This is a genomic window from Halolamina litorea, from assembly GCF_026616205.1.
Taxonomy (GTDB): Archaea; Halobacteriota; Halobacteria; order Halobacteriales; family Haloferacaceae; genus Halolamina; species Halolamina litorea.
This window is the reverse complement of record NZ_JANHGR010000001.1, coordinates 1670083-1693008: the sequence shown is the minus strand read 5'-3', so window position 1 is coordinate 1693008 and position 22926 is coordinate 1670083. Positions and strand designations below refer to the sequence as shown.

The 22926-nt window shown below is 68.2% G+C and carries 19 protein-coding genes and 1 pseudogene; 14 read left to right on the top strand and 6 right to left on the bottom strand.

Annotated features, from left to right (window positions below; all coding sequences use genetic code 11):
- Positions 1 to 6 precede the first annotated feature (6 nt).
- Positions 7 to 1962, bottom strand: coding sequence for an ABC transporter ATP-binding protein (locus tag NO998_RS08700; RefSeq protein ID WP_267646717.1), 1956 nt, complete (start codon positions 1960 to 1962; stop codon positions 7 to 9).
- Positions 1963 to 2105: 143 nt separating this feature from the next.
- On the opposite strand from NO998_RS08700, the gene NO998_RS08695 reads away from it, so the two are divergent.
- The 3 genes from NO998_RS08695 to NO998_RS08685 are packed head-to-tail and all read left to right on the top strand — an operon-like array spanning position 2106 to position 5708.
- Entirely contained in the window at positions 2106 to 2675 is a 570-nt protein-coding gene (locus NO998_RS08695; protein ID WP_267646716.1) for an SRPBCC family protein, read from the top strand.
- A 39-nt stretch (positions 2676 to 2714) separates the two neighbouring features.
- The gene (gene trkA / locus NO998_RS08690; protein WP_267646715.1) at positions 2715 to 4049 is read left to right on the top strand and encodes a Trk system potassium transporter TrkA; all 1335 of its coding nucleotides are present in this window, start codon (positions 2715 to 2717) and stop codon (positions 4047 to 4049) included.
- Between the two features lie 54 nt (positions 4050 to 4103).
- The gene (locus tag NO998_RS08685; protein ID WP_267646714.1) at positions 4104 to 5708 is read left to right on the top strand and encodes a TrkH family potassium uptake protein; all 1605 of its coding nucleotides are present in this window, start codon (positions 4104 to 4106) and stop codon (positions 5706 to 5708) included.
- 25 nt (positions 5709 to 5733) lie between these two features.
- On the opposite strand, the gene NO998_RS08680 is transcribed toward NO998_RS08685, so the two are convergent.
- A complete protein-coding gene (locus NO998_RS08680; protein ID WP_267646713.1) occupies positions 5734 to 7590 on the bottom strand; it encodes a DUF1508 domain-containing protein in 1857 nt (618 codons plus the stop codon).
- Positions 7591 to 7753: 163 nt separating this feature from the next.
- On the opposite strand from NO998_RS08680, the gene NO998_RS08675 reads away from it, so the two are divergent.
- The 7 genes and pseudogenes from NO998_RS08675 to NO998_RS08645 all read left to right on the top strand — a co-directional run bounded on the left by NO998_RS08675 (position 7754) and on the right by NO998_RS08645 (position 16533).
- Positions 7754 to 9481, top strand: a complete 1728-nt coding sequence (locus NO998_RS08675) for an ABC transporter substrate-binding protein (protein ID WP_267646712.1) — start codon at positions 7754 to 7756, stop codon at positions 9479 to 9481.
- Positions 9482 to 9505: 24 nt separating this feature from the next.
- Positions 9506 to 10456 (top strand): ABC transporter permease, encoded by a 951-nt coding sequence (locus NO998_RS08670; RefSeq protein ID WP_267646711.1) that lies wholly within the window; start codon positions 9506 to 9508, stop codon positions 10454 to 10456.
- 3 nt (positions 10457 to 10459) lie between these two features.
- Complete coding sequence (locus NO998_RS08665; RefSeq protein ID WP_267646710.1) at positions 10460 to 11488, top strand: ABC transporter permease; 1029 nt, start codon at positions 10460 to 10462, stop codon at positions 11486 to 11488.
- On the top strand, positions 11488 to 12765 hold the full coding sequence (locus NO998_RS08660; protein WP_267646709.1) for an ABC transporter ATP-binding protein: 1278 nt from the start codon (positions 11488 to 11490) through the stop codon (positions 12763 to 12765). Before NO998_RS08665 ends, NO998_RS08660 begins: the two co-directional genes overlap by 1 nt.
- Positions 12762 to 13781 (top strand): annotated as a pseudogene (locus NO998_RS08655) (ABC transporter ATP-binding protein); the annotation flags it as partial. The gene NO998_RS08660 and the pseudogene NO998_RS08655, both read left to right, overlap by 4 nt.
- 133 nt (positions 13782 to 13914) lie before the next feature.
- Positions 13915 to 14433, top strand: a complete 519-nt coding sequence (locus NO998_RS08650; protein ID WP_267646707.1) for a DUF7974 family protein — start codon at positions 13915 to 13917, stop codon at positions 14431 to 14433.
- A 54-nt stretch (positions 14434 to 14487) separates the two neighbouring features.
- Positions 14488 to 16533, top strand: coding sequence for a prolyl oligopeptidase family serine peptidase (locus NO998_RS08645; RefSeq protein ID WP_267646706.1), 2046 nt, complete (start codon positions 14488 to 14490; stop codon positions 16531 to 16533).
- Positions 16534 to 16535: 2 nt separating this feature from the next.
- Here the strand turns inward: NO998_RS08645 and NO998_RS08640 are convergent, their stop codons facing one another.
- Positions 16536 to 16937: a CBS domain-containing protein gene (locus NO998_RS08640; protein ID WP_345781129.1), complete on the bottom strand. Its 402-nt coding sequence runs from the start codon at positions 16935 to 16937 to the stop codon at positions 16536 to 16538.
- Positions 16938 to 17058: 121 nt separating this feature from the next.
- On the opposite strand from NO998_RS08640, the gene NO998_RS08635 reads away from it, so the two are divergent.
- On the top strand, positions 17059 to 17415 hold the full coding sequence (locus tag NO998_RS08635; protein WP_267646704.1) for a hypothetical protein: 357 nt from the start codon (positions 17059 to 17061) through the stop codon (positions 17413 to 17415).
- An 8-nt stretch (positions 17416 to 17423) separates the two neighbouring features.
- Here NO998_RS08635 and NO998_RS08630 read toward each other — a convergent pair whose 3' ends face one another.
- On the bottom strand, positions 17424 to 17648 hold the full coding sequence (locus tag NO998_RS08630; RefSeq protein WP_267646703.1) for a hypothetical protein: 225 nt from the start codon (positions 17646 to 17648) through the stop codon (positions 17424 to 17426).
- Between the two features lie 111 nt (positions 17649 to 17759).
- On the opposite strand from NO998_RS08630, the gene NO998_RS08625 reads away from it, so the two are divergent.
- From NO998_RS08625 to NO998_RS08615, 3 genes are read left to right on the top strand one after another with little or no spacing between them, the layout of a single operon-like run.
- Positions 17760 to 18545 carry an ABC transporter ATP-binding protein gene (locus NO998_RS08625; RefSeq protein ID WP_267646702.1) on the top strand — a complete coding sequence of 262 codons (786 nt, stop codon included), beginning with the start codon at positions 17760 to 17762 and terminating at the stop codon, positions 18543 to 18545.
- Entirely contained in the window at positions 18538 to 20286 is a 1749-nt protein-coding gene (locus NO998_RS08620) for a hypothetical protein (protein ID WP_267646701.1), read from the top strand. The genes NO998_RS08625 and NO998_RS08620 overlap by 8 nt, the downstream gene beginning before the upstream one ends.
- Complete coding sequence (locus NO998_RS08615) at positions 20286 to 21572, top strand: DUF6498-containing protein (protein ID WP_267646700.1); 1287 nt, start codon at positions 20286 to 20288, stop codon at positions 21570 to 21572. Before NO998_RS08620 ends, NO998_RS08615 begins: the two co-directional genes overlap by 1 nt.
- On the opposite strand, the gene NO998_RS08610 is transcribed toward NO998_RS08615, so the two are convergent.
- Positions 21569 to 21859 (bottom strand): hypothetical protein, encoded by a 291-nt coding sequence (locus tag NO998_RS08610; RefSeq protein ID WP_267646699.1) that lies wholly within the window; start codon positions 21857 to 21859, stop codon positions 21569 to 21571. The two genes, NO998_RS08615 and NO998_RS08610, sit on opposite strands and share 4 nt — an antisense overlap.
- 35 nt (positions 21860 to 21894) lie before the next feature.
- Entirely contained in the window at positions 21895 to 22863 is a 969-nt protein-coding gene (locus NO998_RS08605; protein WP_267646698.1) for a metallophosphoesterase family protein, read from the bottom strand.
- Between the last annotated feature and the right edge of the window lie 63 nt (positions 22864 to 22926).

Sequence of the window (22926 nt, the reverse complement as noted above, 5' to 3'; positions counted from 1 at the left end):
GCGTGATCAGTCGTCGTCGCCCGCGTCGATGTCTGCCTCCAGCATGTCCGTTCGTTCGGCGGCGCGTTCTCGGGCGCGCTGCACGAACTCCTCGGGCAGGTCGTCGATCTCGCCGGCCTGCACCCCCCAGAGTTTGGCGTAGAGGCCGTCGGCCTCGAGCAGGTCGTCGTGGTCGCCGCGCTCCACGATCCGTCCGTCCTCCAGCACGAGGATCGTGTCGGCGTCCCGGACTGTCGAGAGTCGGTGGGCGATCTCGAACGTCGTCCGGTCCTCGCTCAGCCGGTCGAGGCTGCGCTGGATCAGCATCTCCGTCTCGGTGTCGACGGCGCTGGTCGCCTCGTCGAGGACGAGCACGTCGGGGTCCTGCAGCATCGTTCGGGCGATGGAGAGCCGCTGTTGCTGCCCGCCGGAGAGTTTGACGCCGCGCTCGCCGATCCGGGTGTCGTAGCCGTTCGGCAGTGCCTCGATGAACGCGTGGGCCTCGGCGGCTTTCGCGGCCTCGACGACGGCCTCGCGGTCGGCGTCGAAGCGGCCGTAGCGGATGTTCTCGGCGACGGTACCGTCGAAGAGGAACGTCGACTGGGAGACGTAGCCGATGTGGCTCCGGAGGGTCTCGAGGGAGAGCTCCCGCAGGTCGTGGCCGTCGAGGCGGACCTCGCCGTCGGTCGGGTCGTAGAGCCGCAGGAGCAGTTTGAGCAGCGTCGACTTCCCGGCCCCCGTTGGCCCCACGAAGGCGATGCTGTCGCCGGGTTCGGCCTCGAAGCTCACGTCCTCGAGCACCATCTCCTCGGGTTCTGCCTGCTGGACGTCGGCGTAGCCGAAGCTCACGTCGTCGTACTCGACGTGGCCGTCGACGCTCTCCAGTTCCACCGGGTCGTCGGTCTCGGTGATCATCGAGGGGATGTCCATGAGGCCGAAGATGCGCTCAGAGGAGGCCTTGGCGTTCTCGTACTGGTCGATGATGTTCGACACCTGCGAGAGCGGCGTGACGATGCGCTGGGTCATCAGGACGAACGTCACCAGTTCCCCGGTCTGCAGTTCGCCGGTGAAGAACCACGGCGCCCCCTGGAACACCCAGAGGCCGCCGACGATGAACGTCACCGCGAAGGCGACGCCGGCGAGCAGTTCCATCCCCGGGCGGTAGAGGTAGTTCACCCGGAGGACGGCCATCGTGTCCCGGAAGTAGCGCCACGAGGCGCTCTCGACGCGGTCGGTCTCGTAGGACTCGGTGCCGCTGGTCTTGACCAGTTCGACGCCCGAGAGGGCGTTCTCCAGTCGGGTGTTGAGGTTCCCGACGCTGGCCCGTCGGTCGACGTACCGGGGTTCGACGACTCGCATGAACCACAGCGTCAGCCCGACGAGTGCGGGAACGATGACCAGCGTCACCAGCGCCAACTGCCAGTTCAGCGAGAACAGGATCAGCGCGATGCCGATGATCATCACCGTCAGCCGGACGGAGTTCTGCAGGCCGTTGTCGAGGAAGTTCTCTAAGTTGTTGGCGTCGTTGTTCAGCACCGACATGACCTCCCCGGTCTGTTTGTCGTCGAAGAAGGTCATGTCGAGGCGCTGCATCGTCTCGAAGCTGTCCGTCCGGACGGCGTGCATCACCCGGTGGGCGTAGTTGTTGGCGGCGATGCCGTACACCGTGGTGAACACCGCGGTCACGACGAACGAGGCCACCATCAACTCCGCGGAGAACCAGAACTGTGCGGCGTCGCCCTCGGGGATCCACGCGGCCGGCACCAGCGGGATCGAGTACTCGCCGTCGCGGAACACGCCGTCGATGGCCGCCCCCAGCAACACCGGCGGGAGCAGGCTGGCCGCTCGGGCGATGACGTTGCCCACCATGCCGAGGAGCAGCCATCTGATGCGCCCCTCGCTGTACGCCGTGAAAAGCCGGTAGAGCGGCCGTTCGACGCGTTCCCGGTACACGTCGAAGACGCTCCCCTCTTCGGCACTCATTACGAACCGAAACCTCTGCGGTTCGGAAGAAGGCATCGAAGCTGAGTCACACGTTTCGCCCTGCGGCGCGGGGATCGCGGCCCCGACGACGCCGGTATCGGCGACCCGCGGGGCTAAAGGGGCGGAGTCGCGTTGGGGGGCGCATGGAGTACCTCGCCGTCGACACCGTGGTCTACCGTCCCGCGTCGGAGGTGTTCGCGTTCCTCGAGGACTTCCCGGGGTACGCGAACTACTCGAAGTACCTCGACCGCGTCGACGTCCTCGACCCCGGCCCGGGCGAAACGGCCCGCTACGCGCTGCGGTTCGAGTGGTGGAAACTCGACTACACCGCGCGGTCGGCGGTGGTGGAGGTCGACGCCCCCCGACGGATCGAGTGGGAGGTCCTGGGCGACTTCGACGCCGGCGGCCGCTGGCTGGTGGCCGAACGGGAGTTGCCGGCCGACGCCCCCGAGTGGGCCGAAGACGCGGTGTCGGTCCGGTTCGAGGTCGAGTACGCCCCAGAGACGGCCCACGCCGGACTCGTCGACCTGCCGCGGCTGGTCTCGTTCGACTGGGTGATCGAGAAGGCAAAACCCCTCGTGGAGCGCGAGGCCCGGACCATCGTCGAGCGGGCCGCTGCGGACCTCGAAGGCCGGAAGCGCGCTGTCGACCTGACGGTCCGGACCGGCGCCGATGCCGCCGATTCGCCGTTCCCGCCCGAAGAGAAAGCGTGATGGGGCCCGGACGAGTCGTCTCCCACGAGTGACCCATTCGTGCGTGTGATCATCGTCGGCGCCGGGCAGGTCGGGGAGAGCATCGCTGCCGACCTGAGCGACGCTCACGACGTCGTCATCGTCGAACAGGACCCCGACCGGGTCGAGGAGATCAACTACTCCCTCGACGTGCTCGCGGTACAGGGCGACGGGACGAGCGTCTCGGCGCTCGAGGAAGCCGGCGTGACCGACGCCGACATGGTGATCGCCTCCACCGACGACGACGAGACCAACATCGTGGTCTGTTCGACGGTGAAGGCGATCTCGGACGCGTTCACCATCGCCCGGATCAAGAACACCGAGTACCTCCGGACGTGGCAACACTCCGAGTCCGCCTTCGGGATCGACTTCATGGTCTGTACGTACCTGCTGGCCGCCGAGTCGATCGTCCGCGTCGTCGGCCTCCCGGCCGCTCGGGACGCGGACACGTTCGGCAACGGCTGCGTCGAGATGGCGGAGTTCGAGGTCGGCGAGGAGTCGCCCCTCTCGGGGCAGACCGTCGCCGAGGCCGACACCTACGACGCCCTGACGTTCGCGGCCATCGTCCGCGAGGAGGAGATGCAGATCCCCACGGGGGAGACGAAGCTCTGTTCGGGTGACCGACTGGTGGTCATCGGCACGCCCCGCAGCGTCCGCTCGTTCGCGGGCGACGTGGCCCCAGACGAGACCGCCCTCTCCGGCGAGGTGGTGATCGTCGGCGGCAGCGAGATCGGCTACCACATCGCCCGCCTGCTGAGCGAGCGTGGCGTCTCGGCCCGGCTGCTGGAACGCGATCCGGAGCGGGCCCGCGAACTCGCCGAGAAGCTCCCCGACACGATGGTGATGGAGACCGACGCGACCGACGTGGAGTTCCTCGAGCGCGAACACATCGGCGACGCGGAAGTCGTCGTCGCCGCGCTCGACTCCGACGAGAAGAACCTGCTCGCGTCGTTGTTGGCCGAGGGGGTCGGCGCCGACCGGAGCGTGGCCGTCATCGATCAGGAGGAGTACGTCGACCTGTTCGAGCGGGTCGGGATCGACGTGGGGATCAACCCCCGGCAGGTCGTCGCCGAGGAGATCACCCGGTTTACCCGTGCCGGCGGCGCCGAGAACGTCGCGATGGTCGAGAGCGGGCGCGGGGAGGTGCTCGAGATCGAGGTCGCCGCCGACAGCCCGCTGGCCGGCAAACAGATCCAGGAGTCGATCCACGAACTCCCCGACGACGTGGTGATCGGCGCCATCATCCGCGGCGGCGAGTACACCGTCCCCCGCGGGGCGACGACGCTCGAAGCCGGCGATCACGTCGTGCTGTTCGTCGACTCCGAGCACGCCGACGAAGTGTCGGGGCTGCTGTAGTCGGTCCCCGAAACAGTAGCTTGAAACGCTGAACGCGTCTCCTCGGGAACAACCGTGTCGATACGCGTCGATTACCGTGCAAGCCTCAGCCTCGTCGGGACGGTACTGAAGTACCTCACCGTCCCCCTGCTGCTCCCCGTCGTCGTGGCGCTGCTCTACGGTGAGACGGTCGCCCCGTTCGTGCTCACCATCGCGGTCACGCTGCTCGCCGGCGGTGGGCTCGAGCGGTTGGCTCCCGATCCCGACATCGGGCCGCGGGAGGCGTTCCTGATGGTCGCGACGACGTGGCTCGCCGTCGCCGTCGTCGGCACCATCCCGTACCTCGTCGAGGCCCACGGGATCCCGGGGCTGCTCTCACCGATCCACCCCGATTCGACGCTCGGCAACCCCGCCAACGCGCTGTTCGAGTCGATGTCTGGGTTCACCACCACCGGCGCCACCGTTCTCGGCAGCATCAACGTCACCGACCACACCTACGGCGTGATGATCTGGCGCCAGCTCACTCAGTGGCTCGGCGGCATGGGGATCGTCGTGCTCGCGGTGGCGATCCTCCCCGAACTCTCCGTCGGGGGCGCACAGCTGATGGACGCCGAAGCCCCGGGCCCGGGGATAGAGAAGCTCAGCCCCAAGATCGCCGAGACCGCTCGCGTGCTCTGGGGTGCCTACTTCGCCATCACCGTGGTCGAGATCATGTTGCTCTACGGCCTCGACCTCGCCGGGATGGCCGGCCCGAACATGGACGCCTACAACGCCGTCGCACACGGACTGACGACGATGCCGACGGGCGGGTTCTCCCCGCAGGCTCGCAGCATCGAGGCGTTCTCCGCGGCGGTCCAGTGGGTCATCATCCCGTTCATGGTGATCGCCGGAACGAACTTCGCGCTCATCTGGCGGGCGCTCTCGGGGTCGCCCGAGAAGCTCTGGAACGACACCGAGTTCCGTGGCTACCTCGGCGCGATGGGCGTCCTGACGGCCATCATCACCGGACTGCTGTTCACCGGCGGCTTCGCGACGGGCGTCCCCGAGGGGGCGACGTTCGACGCCGCCTACCTGACCGAGCAGGCCGCCGCCCTCACGGGCAGCCTCGAACCGTCGCTCCGCCACGCGCTGTTCCAAGCGGTCTCCATCGTGACGACGACGGGCTACGCGAGCATCGACTTCGACATGTGGGGCTCCGCGGCGAAGTACGCGCTGCTGTTCGGGATGTTCGTCGGCGGCTCAGCGGGGTCGACGGGTGGGGCCGTCAAGATCATTCGGTGGATCGTCATCGCGAAAACCGTCCGGCGGGAGCTGTTCACGAGCGCCCACCCCGAGGCGGTCCGGCCGGTCAGGCTCGGCGGGAACGCCCTCGATGACCGTGCCGTCCGGGGGATCATGACGTTCACGCTGCTGTACCTCGTCGTGTTCTTCCTCGGGGCGTTCGTGCTCGCCATCGACAGTACGCGGGTGGGGATGGAGTTCACCGTCCTCGAACTCATCTCGGCGGCGGCGTCGACGCTTGGCAACGTCGGCCCGGCGTTCTACCGACTGGGCCCGATGGGCGGCTACATCCCGTTCCCGAACACCTCGAAGCTGTTCATGGTCGGACTGATGTGGGCGGGTAGGCTGGAGATACTGCCGCTGCTGGTCTGTCTCACGCCGGAGTACTGGCGTCGCTGACCGACTGAAAAAGGGGCGTTCGGCGCTACGCTGCGTCCTCGGCGGCCGGTTCGTCGTCGTCCGCGCCGTCGCCCTCCTCGACCACCTCGGCGTCGGGGGCGTTCAGTTTGAACCGATCGACCGCGTCCTCGGCTTTGGACTTCTCGGCGTAGCCCTCGCCGCAGTCGGCGATGATCTGGCCGTTCCGGTGGCGGAGCCGCCAGCGGAACTTCCCGCCCTTGTCCTCGAACACCTCGAAGGCGGCCGGCCCGATGTCGAGTGCGTGAGCGTCGGGGGCGTAGTTCCGCACCCGTTCGACGGCGTCGTCGCGGGCCGAGGCCCTGCTGTAGCCCTCGCCGCTGTCGGCGACGATCCGTCCGTTGCCGGACTTCAACCGCCAGCGGTACTCCCCGGCGTCGTCCTCGTAGGTCTCGAACTCGAGGTCGTCCATCCCCTCACGGACCCGGTCGAGGGCGCGGCGAGCGTCGCGGCGCCGAGTGTACCCCTCGCCGCCGTCGGCGAGGACGTTGCCGTTCCGGTGGACGAGTCGCCAGCGCCACTGGCCCGCCGCATCACGGTAGACCTCGAACCCGGTCGGGTCGAGTCGGAGGTATTCGGCCGGCCCGGCGTAGCCCTGAACCCGCTCGATGGCGTTCGTGGCAGCCGACTTCCGGCGGTACCCCTCGCCGCTGTCGGCGACGATGTTCCCGTTGTCGTGGCGGAGCCGCCAGCGGAACTCCCCGCGCTTGTCCTCGAACAGTTCGAAGGTCGTCTGACTCTCGGGTTCCTCGAAGGGCTCGGCCGGCGCAGCCGACTCCGCCGCGTCGCCGGTCTCGGCAGCTTCGTCCGGCTCGGGTTCGATCCGGAGCACCGGCGCCCCCAGCGCGTTCCGACGGACGCTCTCGATCCCGTTCTGGGCGTTGTGCCGCTGTGTGTACCCCTCGCCGCCCGTCGCGATGACGTTGCCGTTGCGGTGTCGGAGGCGGAACCGGTACTCGCCGCGCTTGTCCTCGTACAGTTCGAAGCGGGCCTGGCTCTGTCGGAGCGACCAGAGTTGCTCGATGAGGTCGTCCTCGCTGGTCTCGACGTCGGCGAGGTCCGCCGAGAGTGCTGTGACGGCCTGCCCGAGCGTGGCGGCCGTGTTCTCCGAGTCGGCCAGCGCCCGCCGGAGTTCGCCGATCTCGGCGGCAAGGTCTTCCTCGTCGGCCGCGGCGTCCTCGAGCACGTCGTCGAGCGCCGCCAACTCTCGCCGGAGTTCGGTCTCCTCGCCCTCCGCCTCCGCGAGTTCCTCGGTGAGCGACGCGACGGCGGCCTGCAGTGTGGCCGCGGCGTTCTCGGAGTCGTCGAGTTCCCGTCGGAGTTCTCCGACCTCGGCGGCGAGGTCCTCCTCGTCGGCCGCGGCGTCCTCGAGCACGTCGTCGAGTTCCGCCAGTTCACGCCGGAGTGTCGCCGCCTCCGGGTTCCGGTCGGCGCTCCCGAGCAGCGGGACGGCGATGCCCCCGATGCCGATGATCAACAGCCCGAGCCCGTAGAGGGTGATCACGACGGCGTTCCCGTTCCGGAGCGACCACCCGTCGGGGAACACGGCGACGAAGTAGGCGACGCCGGCGAACGCAACCACGCCACCGATATACACTAAGAGCAGCGCCCGTGGTTGCAAGGGGAGACGGATCACGGTTCCCACGAACACGAGTATCAGCCCCACCCCGACCGCGATCATCGACGCCTGCCTGATGCTCCCCTGTGGTTGACTGGCGAGGAACAGCAGGACGCCGGCGACGCCGAGGAACAGGCCGACGACGAACACCCAGTAGCCACGCACCTCGTCGTCGGTCCGTGGTTCGCCGATTCGGGACCGGTATAGTTCCTCGAGTGTACCTTCAGTTGATTCCTTGGTAGACATTATCCCACTCGGTACTTTCTCCCACGACGACTTATACTTCCCCGACGATTCTGGGATTCAGAGCGGAACGCAGCAGGTGCCGTTTCTGGGGGTATTCTGGTTCGAAACACGCAATCCCGCAACGAAACCTTCATACATCGCGCACTCCGCGTAATGACTACACATGGGATCAGATAACACGGGCGGACACTTTGGACTTACCCGCCGCAATCTTGTCAAATCACTCGGTATCACGGGCGTCGCCGGGCTCGCAGGCTGCCTCGGCGGCGGCGACGGAACTGAGACCGAAGGGACCCCGGCTCGCCCCGGCGGCACGACGACGCCCGCCGACCCCGGCAACGCCCAGCAGGGCGGTGAGCTGATCGCGTCGTTCGGCGCCGACGTGGCGCAGTTCGACCCGGCCAGCGCGACTGACACCACCTCGGTGAAGGCGTTCGGCCTGACCTACGAGACGCTCGTGACGGTCGGCTTCGACGGCCAGATCAACAACGCACTCGCTCATACGTTCGAGCAGGTCGACGGCGAGGAGAACGTTTGGCGGGCAGAGCTCCGCGAGGGTGTCACCTTCCACAACGGCAAGGAGCTGACCGCGGAGGACGTTCAGGTCTCCTACGAGCGCTACGAGGGGACCCCCAACGCGGCGGACGTGTACAACTGGTACGAGTCCTCGGAGATAATCGACGACTACACCATCGAGTTCACGCTCAAGAACGCCTACGCGCCGCTCCAGTTCGACATGTCCGCGGTGGGCATCGTCCCGGCCGAGGCCGAGACGGGCGACCTCGACCTCACGGAGAACCCGGTCGGGACCGGCCCCTACCAGTTCGTCGAGCACCAGCCCGACGAGCTGTTCCGCATCGAGCGCTACGACGACTACTGGTTCGAGGGCGACGACAGTGTCCCCGCGACGGCGCCCATCGACACGGTCACCTACCGCATCATCATCGAGCAGTCCGCTCAGCAGGGCGCACTCGAGGGCGGCGACATCCACATCGCCAACGCCCCGCCCGCGACGAGCCTGAGCGACTTCGCGGAGAAGGAGGACTTCACGGTCAACCGCCGACTCGCCGGCGGGTTCGACCTGATGTACTTCCCCACGGAAGTCGACCCGTTCGGCAGCGCGAAGGTCCGCCGCGGAATCTCGCGGCTGGTCCCGCGTGAGAACATCGTCAAGTCCGTCTACGAGGGTCTCGGGGTCCCGGCCTACATGGCCATCTCCCAGATCTCCTCGGTGTTCGGTACGGACGAGTGGAACGACCTCAACGACCGCCTCGGTGAGGAGTACATGGGCTACGACGAGGAGCAGGCCAACACCCTCCTCGAGGAAGGGTTCAACGAGGCCGGCGTGGAAGCGCCGTTCGAGACGACGATCATCACGAACGAGAACCCCCAGCGTGTCCAGTGGGTGCAGCTGATCGCCGAGAGCCTCAACAGCACTGACTACTTCGACGTGTCCGTCGACCAGTACGAGTGGAACACGTACGTCGGCAAGATCTCGGGCGAATCCTCCGCCAGCACCAACGAGATCATCGCCGTCGGTTGGTCCGGTGGCTGGGACCCCAACGCGTACGTCAACGACCTCGTCGACAGCGAGCGCATGACCCCGAACGGGTTCAACATGGGCCACTACGAGAACTCGGAGGTCGACGAGCTCCTCGCTGAGGGCCAGCAGACCTACGACCTCGACGAGCGTGCGGACATCTACACCGACCTCGTCGAGATCCTCGCCGAGGACGCCCCGATGGCGTACATCCGGTTCGGTGAGGAGACCGACGTGTACAACAACACCGTCGTGAACGGCTTCCGCACGTACCCGATCAACGGCGGCGAGTTCAAGGGGGTCTACTCGCCCTACGACGGCGCGTTCACCTACCTCACGCAGGACGAATAGACGACAGCCCCCTCCTCCGCCTTCATGTCTCTTCAACGATACTTAATCAAGCGGCTGCTGGTGATGATCCCGGTGCTGTTCGGCGTGACAGTGCTGACGTTCTCGCTCACGAAGATGCTTCCCGGATCGCCGGTCGACTACATCCTCCAGTTCCAGGAGACGACCCCCGGACTCCGTGAGCAACTCGAAGCACAGTACAACCTCAACGAGCCGATCTACGTGCAGTACTGGCTCTGGCTGCGCGACGCGATGATGCTCGACTTCGGTCAGTCGATCATCTCGGACCGCAGCGTCTCCGACGCGATCGTCGGGCGCCTCCCCAAGACGCTCCTGCTCGGTGGGGCCGGGTTCGCCATCGCCATCTGTATCGGCATCCCGCTGGGCGTGCTGGCAGCGGTCAACAACGGCAACACCATCGACGAGGTCAGTCGCGTCGGCGCGCTGCTCGGTATCGCGACGCCGAACTTCTGGCTCGGCCTGATGCTGTTGCTGGTGTTCAGCGTCCAGCTCGGCTTCTTCCGGGTGATCCCGCCAGCTGACGTTGGCGTGTTGAGCCCGGCGATGCTGAAGTTCATCATCCTCCCGGCGATCACGCTGGGGACCGCGTCGTCGGCGCTGATCATGCGCCTGACGCGGTCCTCCATGGTCGAGGAACTGAACAAGGACTACGTTCGCACTGCGCGAGCCAAGGGCCTCTCCGAGCGCACGGTGATCGTCAAGCACGTGCTCCGGAACTCGATGGTGTCGGTCGTGACGGTGGCCGCGATCCAAGTCGCGTTCATCGTCAACGGCTCGGTCGTCATCGAGCAGGTGTTCTCCTGGCCCGGCGTGGGGCGACTGCTCATCGACGCCATCACGCAGCGTGACTTCCCGGTGCTGCAAGCGATCGTACTGATGATCGCCGTGACCATCGTGTTCGTCAACCTGATCGCCGACCTCCTCTACTCGTGGCTCGACCCACGTATCCGATACTAACACATGTCTCACGAATCATCACGAACGACGACGAATCAACGCGGGCGGATCCGGATCACCGGGTTCGACACCTCCGCGTTCGAGGACCGCGACGACCGCTTCAACTGGCAACAGGAGGAGAGCACGGTCTCCCGCTCGCGGTGGACCCGCTCGTGGGAGCGGTTCAAGCGGAACCGAACCGCCCTGTTCGGGCTGGCGATCATCGCCGTCATGGTGTTCGCGACGGTCTTCGCCCGCCCGATCGCCATCGAGGGGATCACCGTCCAGCCGTTCTCGCTGGCGCCCTTCGACCCGACGAACTCGAACTTCGCCGCGCTGAACGAGGCGCCGTCGGTCACCCACCCCTTCGGGACTGACTGGTCCGGGAAGGACATCCTCTCGCGGGTGCTGTTCGGCGGCCGCTACAGCCTCACGATCGGCGTGATCACCGTCGGCCTCGCGCTCTCCGTCGGCGTCCCGCTCGGCGCCATCGCGGGCTACTACGGCGGCTGGATCGACGAGGCCATCATGCGCCTGGTCGACATCCTCTATGCGTTCCCGTTCCTCGTGCTCGCCATCGCGCTGATCGCGGTGCTCGGCCAGGGGTTCTGGAACATGATCACGGCACTCGTGCTCGTGGTCTGGATCGGCTACGCCCGCCTGCTGCGCGGTGAGGTGCTCTCGGTCAAGGAGAACGAGTACGTCACCGCCGCGAAGGCACTCGGCGCACGCGACCGCTCGATCATCTTCCGGCACGTCGTCCCCAACGCGATGGCACCGGTCATCGTGCAGGCGACGCTCGGTATCGGGACGGTCGTGCTCAACGCCGCGGCGCTCGGCTTCCTCGGACTGGGGCTCGAACCGGGCTCCCCCGAGTGGGGCAGCATGCTCGCCCGCGGCCGCGACACGCTGATTCAGGGCTACTGGTGGGTCACGGTGTTCCCGGGGCTCGCCATCTTCCTGTTCGTGCTCTCGATCAACCTCGTGGGCGACGGCGTCCGTGACGCCGTGGACCCGCAGGGTGACTCCGGCGGCAACGCGGGGGTGCGATAATGAGCACGAACGACGAACCGCTGGTCTCGGTGGACAACCTCCAGACCAGCTTTTACACGGAAGAAGGGGAGGTCAAGGCGGTCAACGGCGTCTCCTACCAGATCGACCGCGGGGAGCGCTTTGCGGTCGTCGGCGAGTCCGGTGCCGGGAAGTCCGTCACCAGCCTCTCGATCATGCGGCTGATCGACGACCCCGGCCGGATCAAGGGCGGCGAGGTGACGTTCCGCTCGGCTAGTGCGGTCGCGACGCTCGCCCGGAAGTTCCCGAAGGCGGTCGCGACCGAGAACAACGACGGGTTCGTCCACGTCACCGAACTCCGGTCCGACTCCGGCTCGGTCGGCGACGACCCCGGCGCGACGGTCCGGGACCGACCCAAGCAGGTCGCGACGGACCTCCACGACGGGGACCTCCACGTCGAGGCGGGGTACGTCGACGTGCTCGACGCCTCCGAGGACGCGATGCGCGAACTGCGGGGCAACGAGATCGCGATGATCTTCCAGGACCCCCACACGGCGCTCAACCCCGTCTACACGGTCGGGGAACAGATCTCCGAGGCGATCCGCAAGCACCTCGACTTGGGTGACAAGGCGGCTCGCGAGCGCTCGATCGAGATGCTCGAACGCGTCGGCATCCCCGACGCCGAGGAGCGCTACTCGGACTACCCCCACGAGTTCTCCGGCGGGATGCAACAGCGTGCGGTGATCGCCATCGCGCTCTCCTGTGACCCGTCGTTGATCGTGGCCGACGAGCCGACGACGGCCCTCGACGTGACGATCGAGGCTCAGATCCTCGAACTGCTCGAGGAGCTCTCCGACGAGGAGGACGTGGCGGTCCAGCTGATCACCCACGACCTCGGCGTCGTCGCGGAGCTGTGTGACAGCGTGATGGTCATGTACGCCGGCAAGCCCGTGGAACGGAGTTCCGTCGAGGACCTCTACTACGAGCCCAAACACCCCTACACGGTGGGGCTGATGAGCTCGATCCCGCGGATCGGCGACAAGCGTGATCGGCTCGACACCGTGCCGGGGACGATGCCCGACCTGGTGCAGTTGCCGTCGGGCTGTAGCTTCCACCCGCGCTGCCCGTACGCGGAGGAAGCGTGCATCCAGCACGAACCGCCGCTGGTGGACGTCGAGAGCGGGGAGCCGGTCGAAGACCCCGATCCCGAGATCCACTCCGCAGCGTGTCTCGAGTACACCGGCGAACTCACGGAGGGCGTCGACTTCGACGTGCAGATCCGTGAGGACGCGGCGGCCGACGGAGGTGAGTCGGTATGAGCATCGAGAACGACGGCGCCGACGCCGACGAGGAGCCGCTCGTGAAGATCGAGGGGCTGAAGAAGCACTACAGCACCGACGACGGCCTGCTCGACCGCATCATCGGCGACCCCTCGTCGGTGAAGGCCGTCGACGGCGTCGACCTCGAGATCGCAGAGGGCGAGACGGTCGGGCTCGTCGGCGAGTCCGGCTGTGGGAAGTCCTCGCTGGGTCGGACGATGCTCGGTCTCGAGGAGCCGACCGCCGGCTCGGTCTACTACGACGGACAGGACCTCACGGAACTGTCTTCCGGTGAGTTCCGGGACTACCGCAAGGACCTCCAGTTCGTCTTCCAGAACCCCTTCGCGTCGCTGAACCCGCGGCTGACGGTCAGCGACATCGTCGGCGAGGCCCTCGACGTGCACGGGCTCGCCGATGGGAAAGAGCGTGAGGAGCGCGTCGAGGAACTCCTCGAAACCGTCGGGCTGCAGGCCAGCCACGCCTCGCGCTACCCCCACGAGTTCTCGGGCGGCCAGCGCCAGCGGATCGGGATCGCCCGCGCGCTCGCGGTCGACCCCGAGTTCATCGTCTGTGACGAACCGGTCTCGGCGCTCGACGTGTCCGTGCAGGCCCAGATCCTGAACCTGCTCGAGGACCTGCAGGAGGAGTTCGGGCTCTCGTACCTGTTCATCGCCCACGACCTGAGCGTGGTCGAGCACATCGCCGACCGAATCGCCGTGATGTACCTCGGCGAGATCGTGGAGGTGGGGACGACCGACGAGATCTTCTCGCCGCCGTACCACCCCTACACCCGCGCGCTGCTGTCGGCGATCCCCGAACCCGACCCGCTGTGGGAGGGCAACCGGATCATCCTCGAGGGCACCGTGCCCTCGCCGATCAATCCCCCGTCGGGCTGTAAGTTCCACACGCGCTGTCCGATCGCACACGACGAGTGTGCCGAGTGGGACGACCACCCCGAGTTGGAGGACGTGGGCGGCGACCACAGCATCGCCTGCCCGTTCCACGAGGAGATCGAGGACGAGATCGACGCGGCGGCGGACTGACGGCGCGACCGGTTTCGCCGTTTCCGTTTCTCACCCGTTCCCGTTTTTCGACGCGCCGAGCGAGCGCGCCCGCGACGCTTTTCCCCGTCGACCGCTAGCAACGGGTATGCGTCGGGTGTACGAATCGGAGGCGCTCCACCGGGACGACGACGACCCGTTCTCGCCGGTCGAGGAGGAACAGAAGAGCCGCAACCACATCAACTGGACCAACGTCAGCCACGCGATCGTCCCGCAGTTCCTGCGCTCGCGGGCCATCGCCGTCGACATCCAGACCACTAAGGACAGCTACGAACCCGACGAGGAGATCCACTTCGGCGTCACCTTCGCGAACCGGCTCCCGATCCCGGTCACGCTGGTCACGCGGACGCCCAAACCCTGGGAGTGGTACGTCGACGGCAACCCCGAGGGGTCGAAACTGCCGCCGAACCACCCGCAGGACCGAAACACGTTCCGGTTCGCCCGCAGCGAGCGCAAGCGGTTCCGCCGGAGTTGGTCCGGCCGCGTCCGCGTCGCCGAGAACGAGTGGCGCGCCGCCGAGCGCGGCAAACACACGCTCAGCGTCGAGATCGACGCCGTCACCGGCGCCGAGAACCTTCGTGCGGAGACGACGTTTCGGATCGAGTGAGGCGACTGTGCCGATTTCGCGGCCTTTTAACCGGTTCCCGGCGGCGAGTCGAGTATGCGAGGCAGCCCCCCAGAGACGGAGCGCCGTCCTGTCACCGAGGAGCTTCACGGCGAGGAGATCGTCGATCCGTACCGCTGGCTGGAGGACGACACCGAGGAAGTCGAGCAGTGGGTCGAGGCCCAGAACGAGTACGCGGACGGCGTGCTCGACACGCCCACCCGCGACGCCCTCCGACCCCGCTTCGAGGACGTCGCCCGAGTGACCGACTACGGTGCCGTGACCGCGGCCGGCGGCCGCTACTTCCAGACCATCGAAGAGCCCGCCGACGACCACGGCGTGCTCTACGTCCGGCGCTCGTTCGACGAGGAGCCGATGGCGCTGGTCGACCCCAACGGGTTCGAGGGGGAGGCGGCGTCGATGAACTGGTTCACCGTCTCGGATGACGGCGACCGCGTCGCCTACGGCTACGACGAGGGTGGACAGGAGCAGTACGACGTGCGGATCGTCGACGCCGACACGGGCCGCTGGCTCGACGTGGTTCCCGACGCCGGCCGGGTCACGCCCGGCGGCTTCGCCTGGACCGACGACGGCTTCTTCTCCGTTCGGACCGGCGGCCCCGGCGGCGGCGAACAGCTCTACAAGGCACTCTACAGCCACACCCACGGCGACAAGCCCGAGGAAGACGAGGTCATCACCGACGAGTTCAGCGAACACGCCTGGCCCCAGATCGAGTACGACGCCGACACCGATACGCTGCTGGCGGCTGTCCACGAGGGGACGACCCACACAGAGCTCTACCGCGTCGACACCGACCCCAACGCCGAGGAGCCGCTGACGCCGCTGCTCACGGGCTACGACGCCACGTTCGGCCCACACCTCGACGACGGCGAGGTCCACTTCCTCACCAACTACGAGGCCGACTTCTCCCGGGTGCTGACCGCCGACATCGAGACGCTGGCGACGGGCGAGGACCTCGCCCCCGACGAGTTCACCGAGACGGTTCCCGAGACCGACGCCGTGTTGCAGGACGTAACCGTCGCCGGTGAGCAACTCGTCGCGAACCACCTGCGCGACGCCTCCTCGGAGCTCTCCGTGTGGGAGCACGGCGAGCGCGTCGAGACGCTCCCGAGCCCGGAGTTCTGCACCATCGACGGCGTCGACAGCGACGACGACGGTGAGGAGCTGTTCTACGTCGTCCACGACTTCGAAGCGCCCGACCGGGTGAACCGCTATCGGCTCGGCGGGTCCGGTGACGACGCCGAGACGGTCGGGCAGGCCGACATCGAACTCGGCGTCGACGTGACCGTCTCACAGGAGTTCTTCGAGTCCGCCGACGGCACGGAGGTGCCCGCATTCGTCGTCCACCGCGAGGGGCTCTCCCCCGACGGTTCGGCGCCGACCGTCCTCTACGGCTACGGCGGCTTCCGCATCCCCCAGACGCCGAGCTTCTGGCGGTTCGCCGGCCCCTTCCTCGAGGCCGGCGGCGTCTTCGCCGTCGCCAACCTCCGGGGCGGCACGGAGTACGGCGAGCCGTGGCACGAGGCCGGCATGCGCGAGCACAAGCAGAACGTCTTCGACGACTTCTACGCCGTCGGCGAGGGGCTGATCGAGGCGGGCTACACCGACACCGACCACCTCGGCGCCTACGGTGGCTCGAACGGCGGTCTGCTCACCGGCGCCGCCCTCACGCAGCGACCGGACCTTTGGGCCGGAATCCTCTGTACGGTGCCGCTGCTCGACATGCTGCGATTCCACCGCTTCCTCCTCGGCGAATCGTGGACCGTCGAGTACGGCTCGCCGGCGGACCGGGAGGCCTTCGAGTACATCCGCGAGTACTCGCCGTACCACAACGTCGAGGACCGGGAGTACCCGGCGACGCTGTTCAAGACCGCCGCGGGCGATACGCGAGTCCACCCGAGCCACGCCAGGAAGATGACTGCGCTGGTTCAGCACCATCAGACCGGCGACGACCCAATCGCGCTGCGGACCGAGACGGACACGGGCCACGGCGTCGGGAAGTCGACGGAGATGGTCGTCGAAGAACAGGTCGATCAGTGGACGTGGCTCTGTGATCGGCTCGGCGCCGACGTGGGCGAGTAAGCCTACGCCGCCGCCGCTTCGATCGTCGAGAGGTACGCCGTGAGGTCGGAACTGGAGAGCATCCCGATCGGTTTGTCGTCGCCGTTGACCACGGGCATGTGGTGAATCCCGGCTTCGACCATCTGGTCGGCGACGTCCTGTACGAGGTCACCCGCCTTCGCGGTGAGCACGTCCCTCGTCATGTACTCGGAGACGGGCGTCTGGTCCTTGGGTTTCTGCCCGGCGACGATGGCGACGAAGTCCGTCCGGGTGAGGATCCCTTCGAGTCCGCCGTCGTCGTCGACCACGACGACGGAGCCGATGCTCTCATCCAGCATCAGGTCGGCAGCATCCTCGACGAGGGTGTCGGCAGTGACGGTCTTGAGGTCGCTGGTCATCAGGCGGGCAACGAACAGGTCGTCGATATCGTCCATGCGTATCTGTAACACGACTATGGGGATAACCCTTCCCCCACGGGATACGCCGACCCGGCGCCGTCCGGCGCTCGAAGGGCACGCTTTTTCCCCTCGCGTGTCAGGTGCCGGCATGGACGAGAACGCGGAGTCGGATATCTCGGAGTCGGTGCTGATCTCGGCACTGATCGCCGTCGTCGCGACGGCGTTGATCTACCTCGAACTCTGGGGTGGAGCGGTGCCGGCGCTGCCTGCGGCACCGGTCCTCGCCGGGGCCGTCGTCGTCGGCGTCGTCGCCGGGGCGACGTTCTACTACACTGGTACCCACGAGACGCCCGTCGACGACGTGCCGCCGCTCGCGGTGTTCATCGCGCTGGCGCTGGTCGTCTACTTCCTCTTCCCGAACGGGCTGCCGACTGCCGCCGAACTGGGAATCATCGTCGCTGTGTGGACCGACACCGCGCTGCGGGCGGCCGCGAAGTACGCCTGAATCGGGTATCAGTCCGCCGGCTCGTTGGGGCGGTTGACCCACGCGGCGATGGTGACCCCGACGTAGATTCCGACCCCGTGGACGAGGGTGTTCAGAAGTAGTTCTCCCACGCCCCCGACGCCGATCAGCCCGAGTAGCTGCCAGTCGAGCAGGTTGGCGAGGAAGGCGAGCCCGAAGGCGGTCACGAGCCGGGCGCCGCTGACCAGCGGGCTCCCGTCTGAGGGTGCGGACACGTACGACTGGCTATGGCCCGGCGACAAAGCCCTTCCGGGCTCCACACGGCGTCGGTACGCCTTTGAGGCCGGCACCGCCAGCAACCCACGAGCGAGTCCCCGCTCGTCACCATGCCCGCCATCCAGACGACCGATCTGACCAAGCAGTACGGTTCGACCGTCGCCGTCGCCGGCCTCGACCTCGCCGTCGACGCCGGGACGGTCTTCGGCTTCCTCGGCCCCAACGGCGCCGGGAAGACGACGACAATGCGGATGCTCACCGGTCTCGTTCGGCCTACGCGCGGCCGTGCCGAGGTCGCCGGCGTCGAGACCACCGACCGCGACCGACTCAGGCCGCGGATCGGCTATCTCCCCGAGGAGCCGCCGCTGTACGACCACGCGACGGCGTACGAACAGCTCGACTACGCCGCCGGGCTCCGGGACCTCGACCCCGAGGCCGCCCGCGAGCGCGCCGACGACCTGCTCTCCCGGCTCGACCTCCCGCCCGAGGACGCCGGCTCCCGCATCGCCGACTACTCGAAGGGGATGCGCCAGAAGGTCGCCTACGTGCAGGCGACGCTCCACGACCCGGACGTGCTGTTCCTCGACGAACCGACCTCCGGACTCGACCCGCGAGCCGCCCGGACGCTCCGGGAACTCATTGCGGAGCGGGCCGACTCCGGGACCACCGTCTTCCTCTCGACGCACATCCTCCCGGTCGTCGAGGCCGTCGCCGACGACGTGGGTATCCTCTACGACGGTGACCTCGTCGCGGAGGGCTCGCCGGCCGACCTCCAACAGCGCGCCGAGACCGGCGAGGCCCGGTCGCTCGAGGACGCGTTCCTCGAACTCACGACCGACGACGCCCATGCGGAGGCGTCGACGCGTCACAGCGCCGAGGCACCGACCGATGGCTGAGTCGAACTGGCTCCGGCACGCGGTTCGGGCCGGCGCCTTCGAGTTCCGGCGCTCGGCCCGGGCGATTCGGGAGGACACCGCCCGACTGGTGCTGCTGGGGATCAGCGTCGTGTTCCCCACCCTGCTGCTCGCGGGGATGGCCGCCCTGTTCGGCTCGGCGATACGGGGGGACGTCCCAACCGACCTCGCCGTCCCCGACGCCGTCCGCGGGGGTACCGCGCTGTTCTGGCTGTTCGGCGTCTTCCTGCTGGCCCAGCGGGCGGCGACGGCCTACGACGAACTGGTCGCCGAACCGTTCGTCCTCACGACGGTCTCGGCGCGAACCGCCGTTGTCGGCGGCGTCGTCGCCGAGACGCTCCGCGTGGCTGCGTACGGCGCGCTGCCGATGGCCGTACTTCTCCCCACCGCGGCGTACGTGCTCGGGTCGCCGGCGACGCTCGTTGTCGTTCCGGTCGTCGCCGCCCTCTTCGTCGGCAGCGCCGTGGTGGCCGGCCGCGTGACCGGCTACACGGCCGCGTGGCTCGTCGCCCGCGTGCCGTTCGTCGCCCGCCACCGCACCGCGCTGAGCGCAGTCGTCGCAATCGGCTTCTTCGGCGGCTACATGCTGTTCCAACTGCCGATGCTCCCGTACTCGCTGGATCCGGCGCTGCTTGGGCTACTCCCGGTCGGCTGGCTCGTCGACCTCGCGGTCGTCGGGACGCCGATCCGGTACTCGGGGAGCCGTCTCCTCGGGGGCGTCGTCGTCGCCGGTGGTACCATCCTCGGCGGTAGCTGGGCCGCCACGCTGGTCGCCTCGTCGCTCTGGTACGGCGACGAGGTCGCACCCGACGACGGGCACGACGAACCCGTCGCCGTCGAGGACCGCACGGGCACGGGAGCGCTCGCCCGGTCGCTCTCGCCGCTCTCGGTACCGCTGCTGGACGGGCCGAGCCGAACGGTCGCCCGCTGGACGCTGCTCCGGGCACGTCGGGAGCCCCAGCGGCTGAACTTCCTCATGGTGCCGGTGTTCGGCGGCGGCTCGGCGGTGCTGAACCTCCTGTTGCAGGGGTCGGCCTCGCTCTCGGTGCTCGGCCCGGCGACGGCGCTGGTCGGCGGCTGGGTCGCCGGCGCGGCGTTCGCACTCAACCCCCTCGGCGACGAGGGGCCGGTACTCCCGATGACGCTCACCTCGGTCCCCAGTCGGGCGTACGTCCGGGGACTGATCGCGCCGGTGTTGCTGTCGGCGCCCGCCGTCACCCTTCTCACGCTCGCCGTGAGCCTCGGGACGGGAACCGCTCCCGTGACGGCGCTTGCCCTCGGGGTCGCCGGAGCCGTCGTCGCCGGCGTCGGCGCGGCCCTGGCGCCGCTGCTGGGGATGTGGTTCCCGCGCTACAGCGCGATCCGGATCGGCAGCAGCGACGACGTTCGCCCGCCGCGGCTGTTCGCCGGCGCGCTCCACTTCGGGCTGGTGGCCGTGCCCGGCACGGCGCTGGTCGGCGCCCTCACGGCGCCGGGGGTGGTCCGCGCCGTGCTCGCGGGCCTGATCTCGGTCCCCGGGCTACTGGCTGGCCTCTACGCTGACGGGGGCGCGATCGCCGCCATCGAGGCCGGATTCGTGGAAACCGCGGCCGCCGTGGGGTCGCTACCGGTCGCCATCGTCGGCGTCGGGATGGGCGCGCTCCTCGTGGTCAGCGGCGTGCTGACCGCGCTGGTCGCCTACCGGCTGGCTGTCCGGCGCGTCGACGAACACGAGCCCTACTGATGGCCGACACCCGCCCCGACCTCGACGCCGTCGCCGCCGTGATCGCGACGAACCTCGTCGCGCCGGCGGGCGTCGTCTTCCTCGACTGGTCCATCGCGGTGCTGGTTGGCGTCTACGTCGCCGAACTGGTCGCCGTCGTCGGCTGGTCGCTGGTGAAGATCCCTTTCGCCGCGAAGCGCCCCCGTGGCCGCGTCGAGCAGTCGCGGGTCAACGGCCTTCTCCACCGGCTCCGCGGCTCGATCCCGCTTCCCGGGCCGGTGCCGGCGATCTACCCCCGGAACCTCCCGCCGCTGTTCGGCGGGCTGTTCATCGCCCCCATCGGAATCGTCCTCGCGCTCGCGCTGTTCGGGGGCGTCGCCGCCGATGGCGTCGCCGATAACGAGGGCGCCACGATCGTGCTCGGCGCGCTGATCGTGTTCCTCCTGCGCGGCGGCGAGACGGTTCTGGAGTACTTCATCCATGGCGGCTACCGCGACCACTCACCCCGGTCGGCGTTCGCGCCGCCGTTCATGAGCATGATCGGGGTGATGGGGCTGCTCGCGACCGCACTCGCCATCGACGCCGCCGAGGTCGGCACCGGACCGTCCGAGGCCGTCCTCATGTTGCTCGTCGGCGGCAAACTCCTCCTCGACCTGCAGGGACTCCGGATCGAGGCCGACGAGGACCGACACGGGCTGCTCGCCCGGATGTTCGGCAGTACAGACACCGCTGTCGACCCGGAGCCCGTTGAGGAACCCGACTGCGAGCCACCAGTAGTTCAGCGACCCCCTCGGGCAGCGGCGCTCGCCGACGCGATCGCTCGCGGCCTCGCCTACGCGCTCGCTAGTGGGGCGACGGTGTTCGTGCTCTCTGTGGCGCTCGTCGTCGGCCTCGCGGCGGGGCTCTGGGGTGGCGTCGCCGTCGCGGTGCTCGTGCTCGTCCCGTCCGTGTTTGTTCGTGGCCTCGCCCGCTACCTCACCTACGGCGCCGTCGAATACCGCTGCTACGACGGGCTCGTCGTCGTCCACAGCACGCTCCTCGGCGAGGGGCAACGGCGGCTGCGCCGGGGCGCCGTCGACGGCGTCGAGACCGACCGCGACCCCGTCGACCGGCTGTTCGGAACCGAGACGCTCGACCTCGACGCCGAGGGGCCGGACACGACCCCGGAGTTCGGCCTCCCCGACCCTGACGAGGCCGACGTTGACGACGCAAACGAGGACCGGCCCGTGACGGCTGCACACGTCCGAGACGCCGACGCGATCGTCGACGCGCTCGGGGTGCGGTGGATCGCGGAGCGGGACCGTTAGTCGCGACGGAGAAGCCAGAAGAACGCAGCGTAGCCCGCGAGCGAGAGCGAGATCAGCGTCAGCTCGGCCGCGAAGGCGACTCCGGTGCCGACGCCGGGATCCGGGACCAGCCCGAAGGTGTTGTCGAAGCCGAGGAGCGCGAGTATGGCGCACGCGGCGGCCCCGCGGACCAGCGCGCGCCGGGGCCAGTTCCCGGGGTCGGCGTTCCAGTAGCGCGACCAGAGTTCGGCGAGCGGGATGAGGAGGACGAGGCCCGCGGCGAGCACGAGCAGTCGGGGGTGGACCACGATTTCGTCTCGGCCCGTAGTGGGGAAACCCTTTCCTAGGACTCGTCGACGAGCGGGAACTGCGCCAGTCGGACGGCGGCCATGTCGGTCAGGCCCTTCCCGGTGTAGGAGTCGGTGTGGCGCTCGTAGTGGCCGAGCATCATCCCCTCGTGGTCGGCGACGGGGATCAGTCGGACCTCGGTGCCGTCGGGCCCCACGTCGAAGACGAGGTAGGACTGCGGGAACGAACAGGTCGTCGGCGACATGATCTCGCGGACGCCGCGTTCCTTCGTCGCCGAGGGGAGGTGGAGGTGGCCCGTGACCATCAGCGGCGCGTCGTGTTCCTCGAGCACGTCGAGGAACGCGTCTGGCTCGCGCATCGTTGGCGGGATAGCCATCTCCGGCTCGTTGTTGTCGCGGTGCTGGAGCAGCTGATCCGACATCGTCGGGAGGTTGTGGTGGACCGCGATCAGGGGGGTGTCGAGTTCGGGGAGGGTCTCCGCCAGCCACTCGAGTTGGTCCTCCGGGATCAGCCCGTCGTGGGAGTCGGTGAGCCAGTCGTCGCCGCCGGAGCTGTTGAGCCCGACCACGTCGACGCCGCCGACGCGCTCGTGGAAGGGGAGCTCGCCGTCGGGGGTGTAGCGCTCCTCAAACTCCGCGAGGGGGAGGTTCTCGTGGTCGTAGCCCTCCTTGACGACGTCGTGGTTGCCGGGGACCGCACGGAACGGGGTTTCGAGGGCTTCGAGGATCTCGTCGGCGGCGTCGTAGTTCCATCGCTCGCCGTCCTTCGTGATGTCGCCGACACAGATCGTGTAGTCGATGTCGCGGTCGTTGATGTCGTCGACGGCGCTCTCGAGGTGGGCTTCGGTGTGTTCGAACAGTTTGGAGGTACCCTCCTCGCGCGTGGAGACGTGCGGGTCCGCGATGACGGCGATCCGAGTACGTTCGTCGCTTCGCGGGCGGTCGAGCCGCGCCATGACGTTTCCGGGGGCGGCCTCGCGGTGGTCGATGGGTCCGGTAGCCATACCCTGATTGGACGAAGGCGAGACATAAACCTGTGGAGCTTGGTCCGTCCGAACGACCGTTAT

Coding starts and splice junctions, on each gene's coding strand:
- NO998_RS08700 (WP_267646717.1), bottom strand. CDS start 1,962: ATGAGTGCCGAAGAGGGGAGCGTCTTCGACGTGTACCGGGAACGCGTC.
- NO998_RS08695 (WP_267646716.1), top strand. CDS start 2,106: ATGGAGTACCTCGCCGTCGACACCGTGGTCTACCGTCCCGCGTCGGAG.
- NO998_RS08680 (WP_267646713.1), bottom strand. CDS start 7,590: ATGTCTACCAAGGAATCAACTGAAGGTACACTCGAGGAACTATACCGG.
- NO998_RS08675 (WP_267646712.1), top strand. CDS start 7,754: ATGGGATCAGATAACACGGGCGGACACTTTGGACTTACCCGCCGCAAT.
- NO998_RS08670 (WP_267646711.1), top strand. CDS start 9,506: ATGTCTCTTCAACGATACTTAATCAAGCGGCTGCTGGTGATGATCCCG.
- NO998_RS08665 (WP_267646710.1), top strand. CDS start 10,460: ATGTCTCACGAATCATCACGAACGACGACGAATCAACGCGGGCGGATC.
- NO998_RS08660 (WP_267646709.1), top strand. CDS start 11,488: ATGAGCACGAACGACGAACCGCTGGTCTCGGTGGACAACCTCCAGACC.
- NO998_RS08650 (WP_267646707.1), top strand. CDS start 13,915: ATGCGTCGGGTGTACGAATCGGAGGCGCTCCACCGGGACGACGACGAC.
- NO998_RS08645 (WP_267646706.1), top strand. CDS start 14,488: ATGCGAGGCAGCCCCCCAGAGACGGAGCGCCGTCCTGTCACCGAGGAG.
- NO998_RS08635 (WP_267646704.1), top strand. CDS start 17,059: ATGGACGAGAACGCGGAGTCGGATATCTCGGAGTCGGTGCTGATCTCG.
- NO998_RS08625 (WP_267646702.1), top strand. CDS start 17,760: ATGCCCGCCATCCAGACGACCGATCTGACCAAGCAGTACGGTTCGACC.
- NO998_RS08620 (WP_267646701.1), top strand. CDS start 18,538: ATGGCTGAGTCGAACTGGCTCCGGCACGCGGTTCGGGCCGGCGCCTTC.
- NO998_RS08615 (WP_267646700.1), top strand. CDS start 20,286: ATGGCCGACACCCGCCCCGACCTCGACGCCGTCGCCGCCGTGATCGCG.
- NO998_RS08605 (WP_267646698.1), bottom strand. CDS start 22,863: ATGGCTACCGGACCCATCGACCACCGCGAGGCCGCCCCCGGAAACGTC.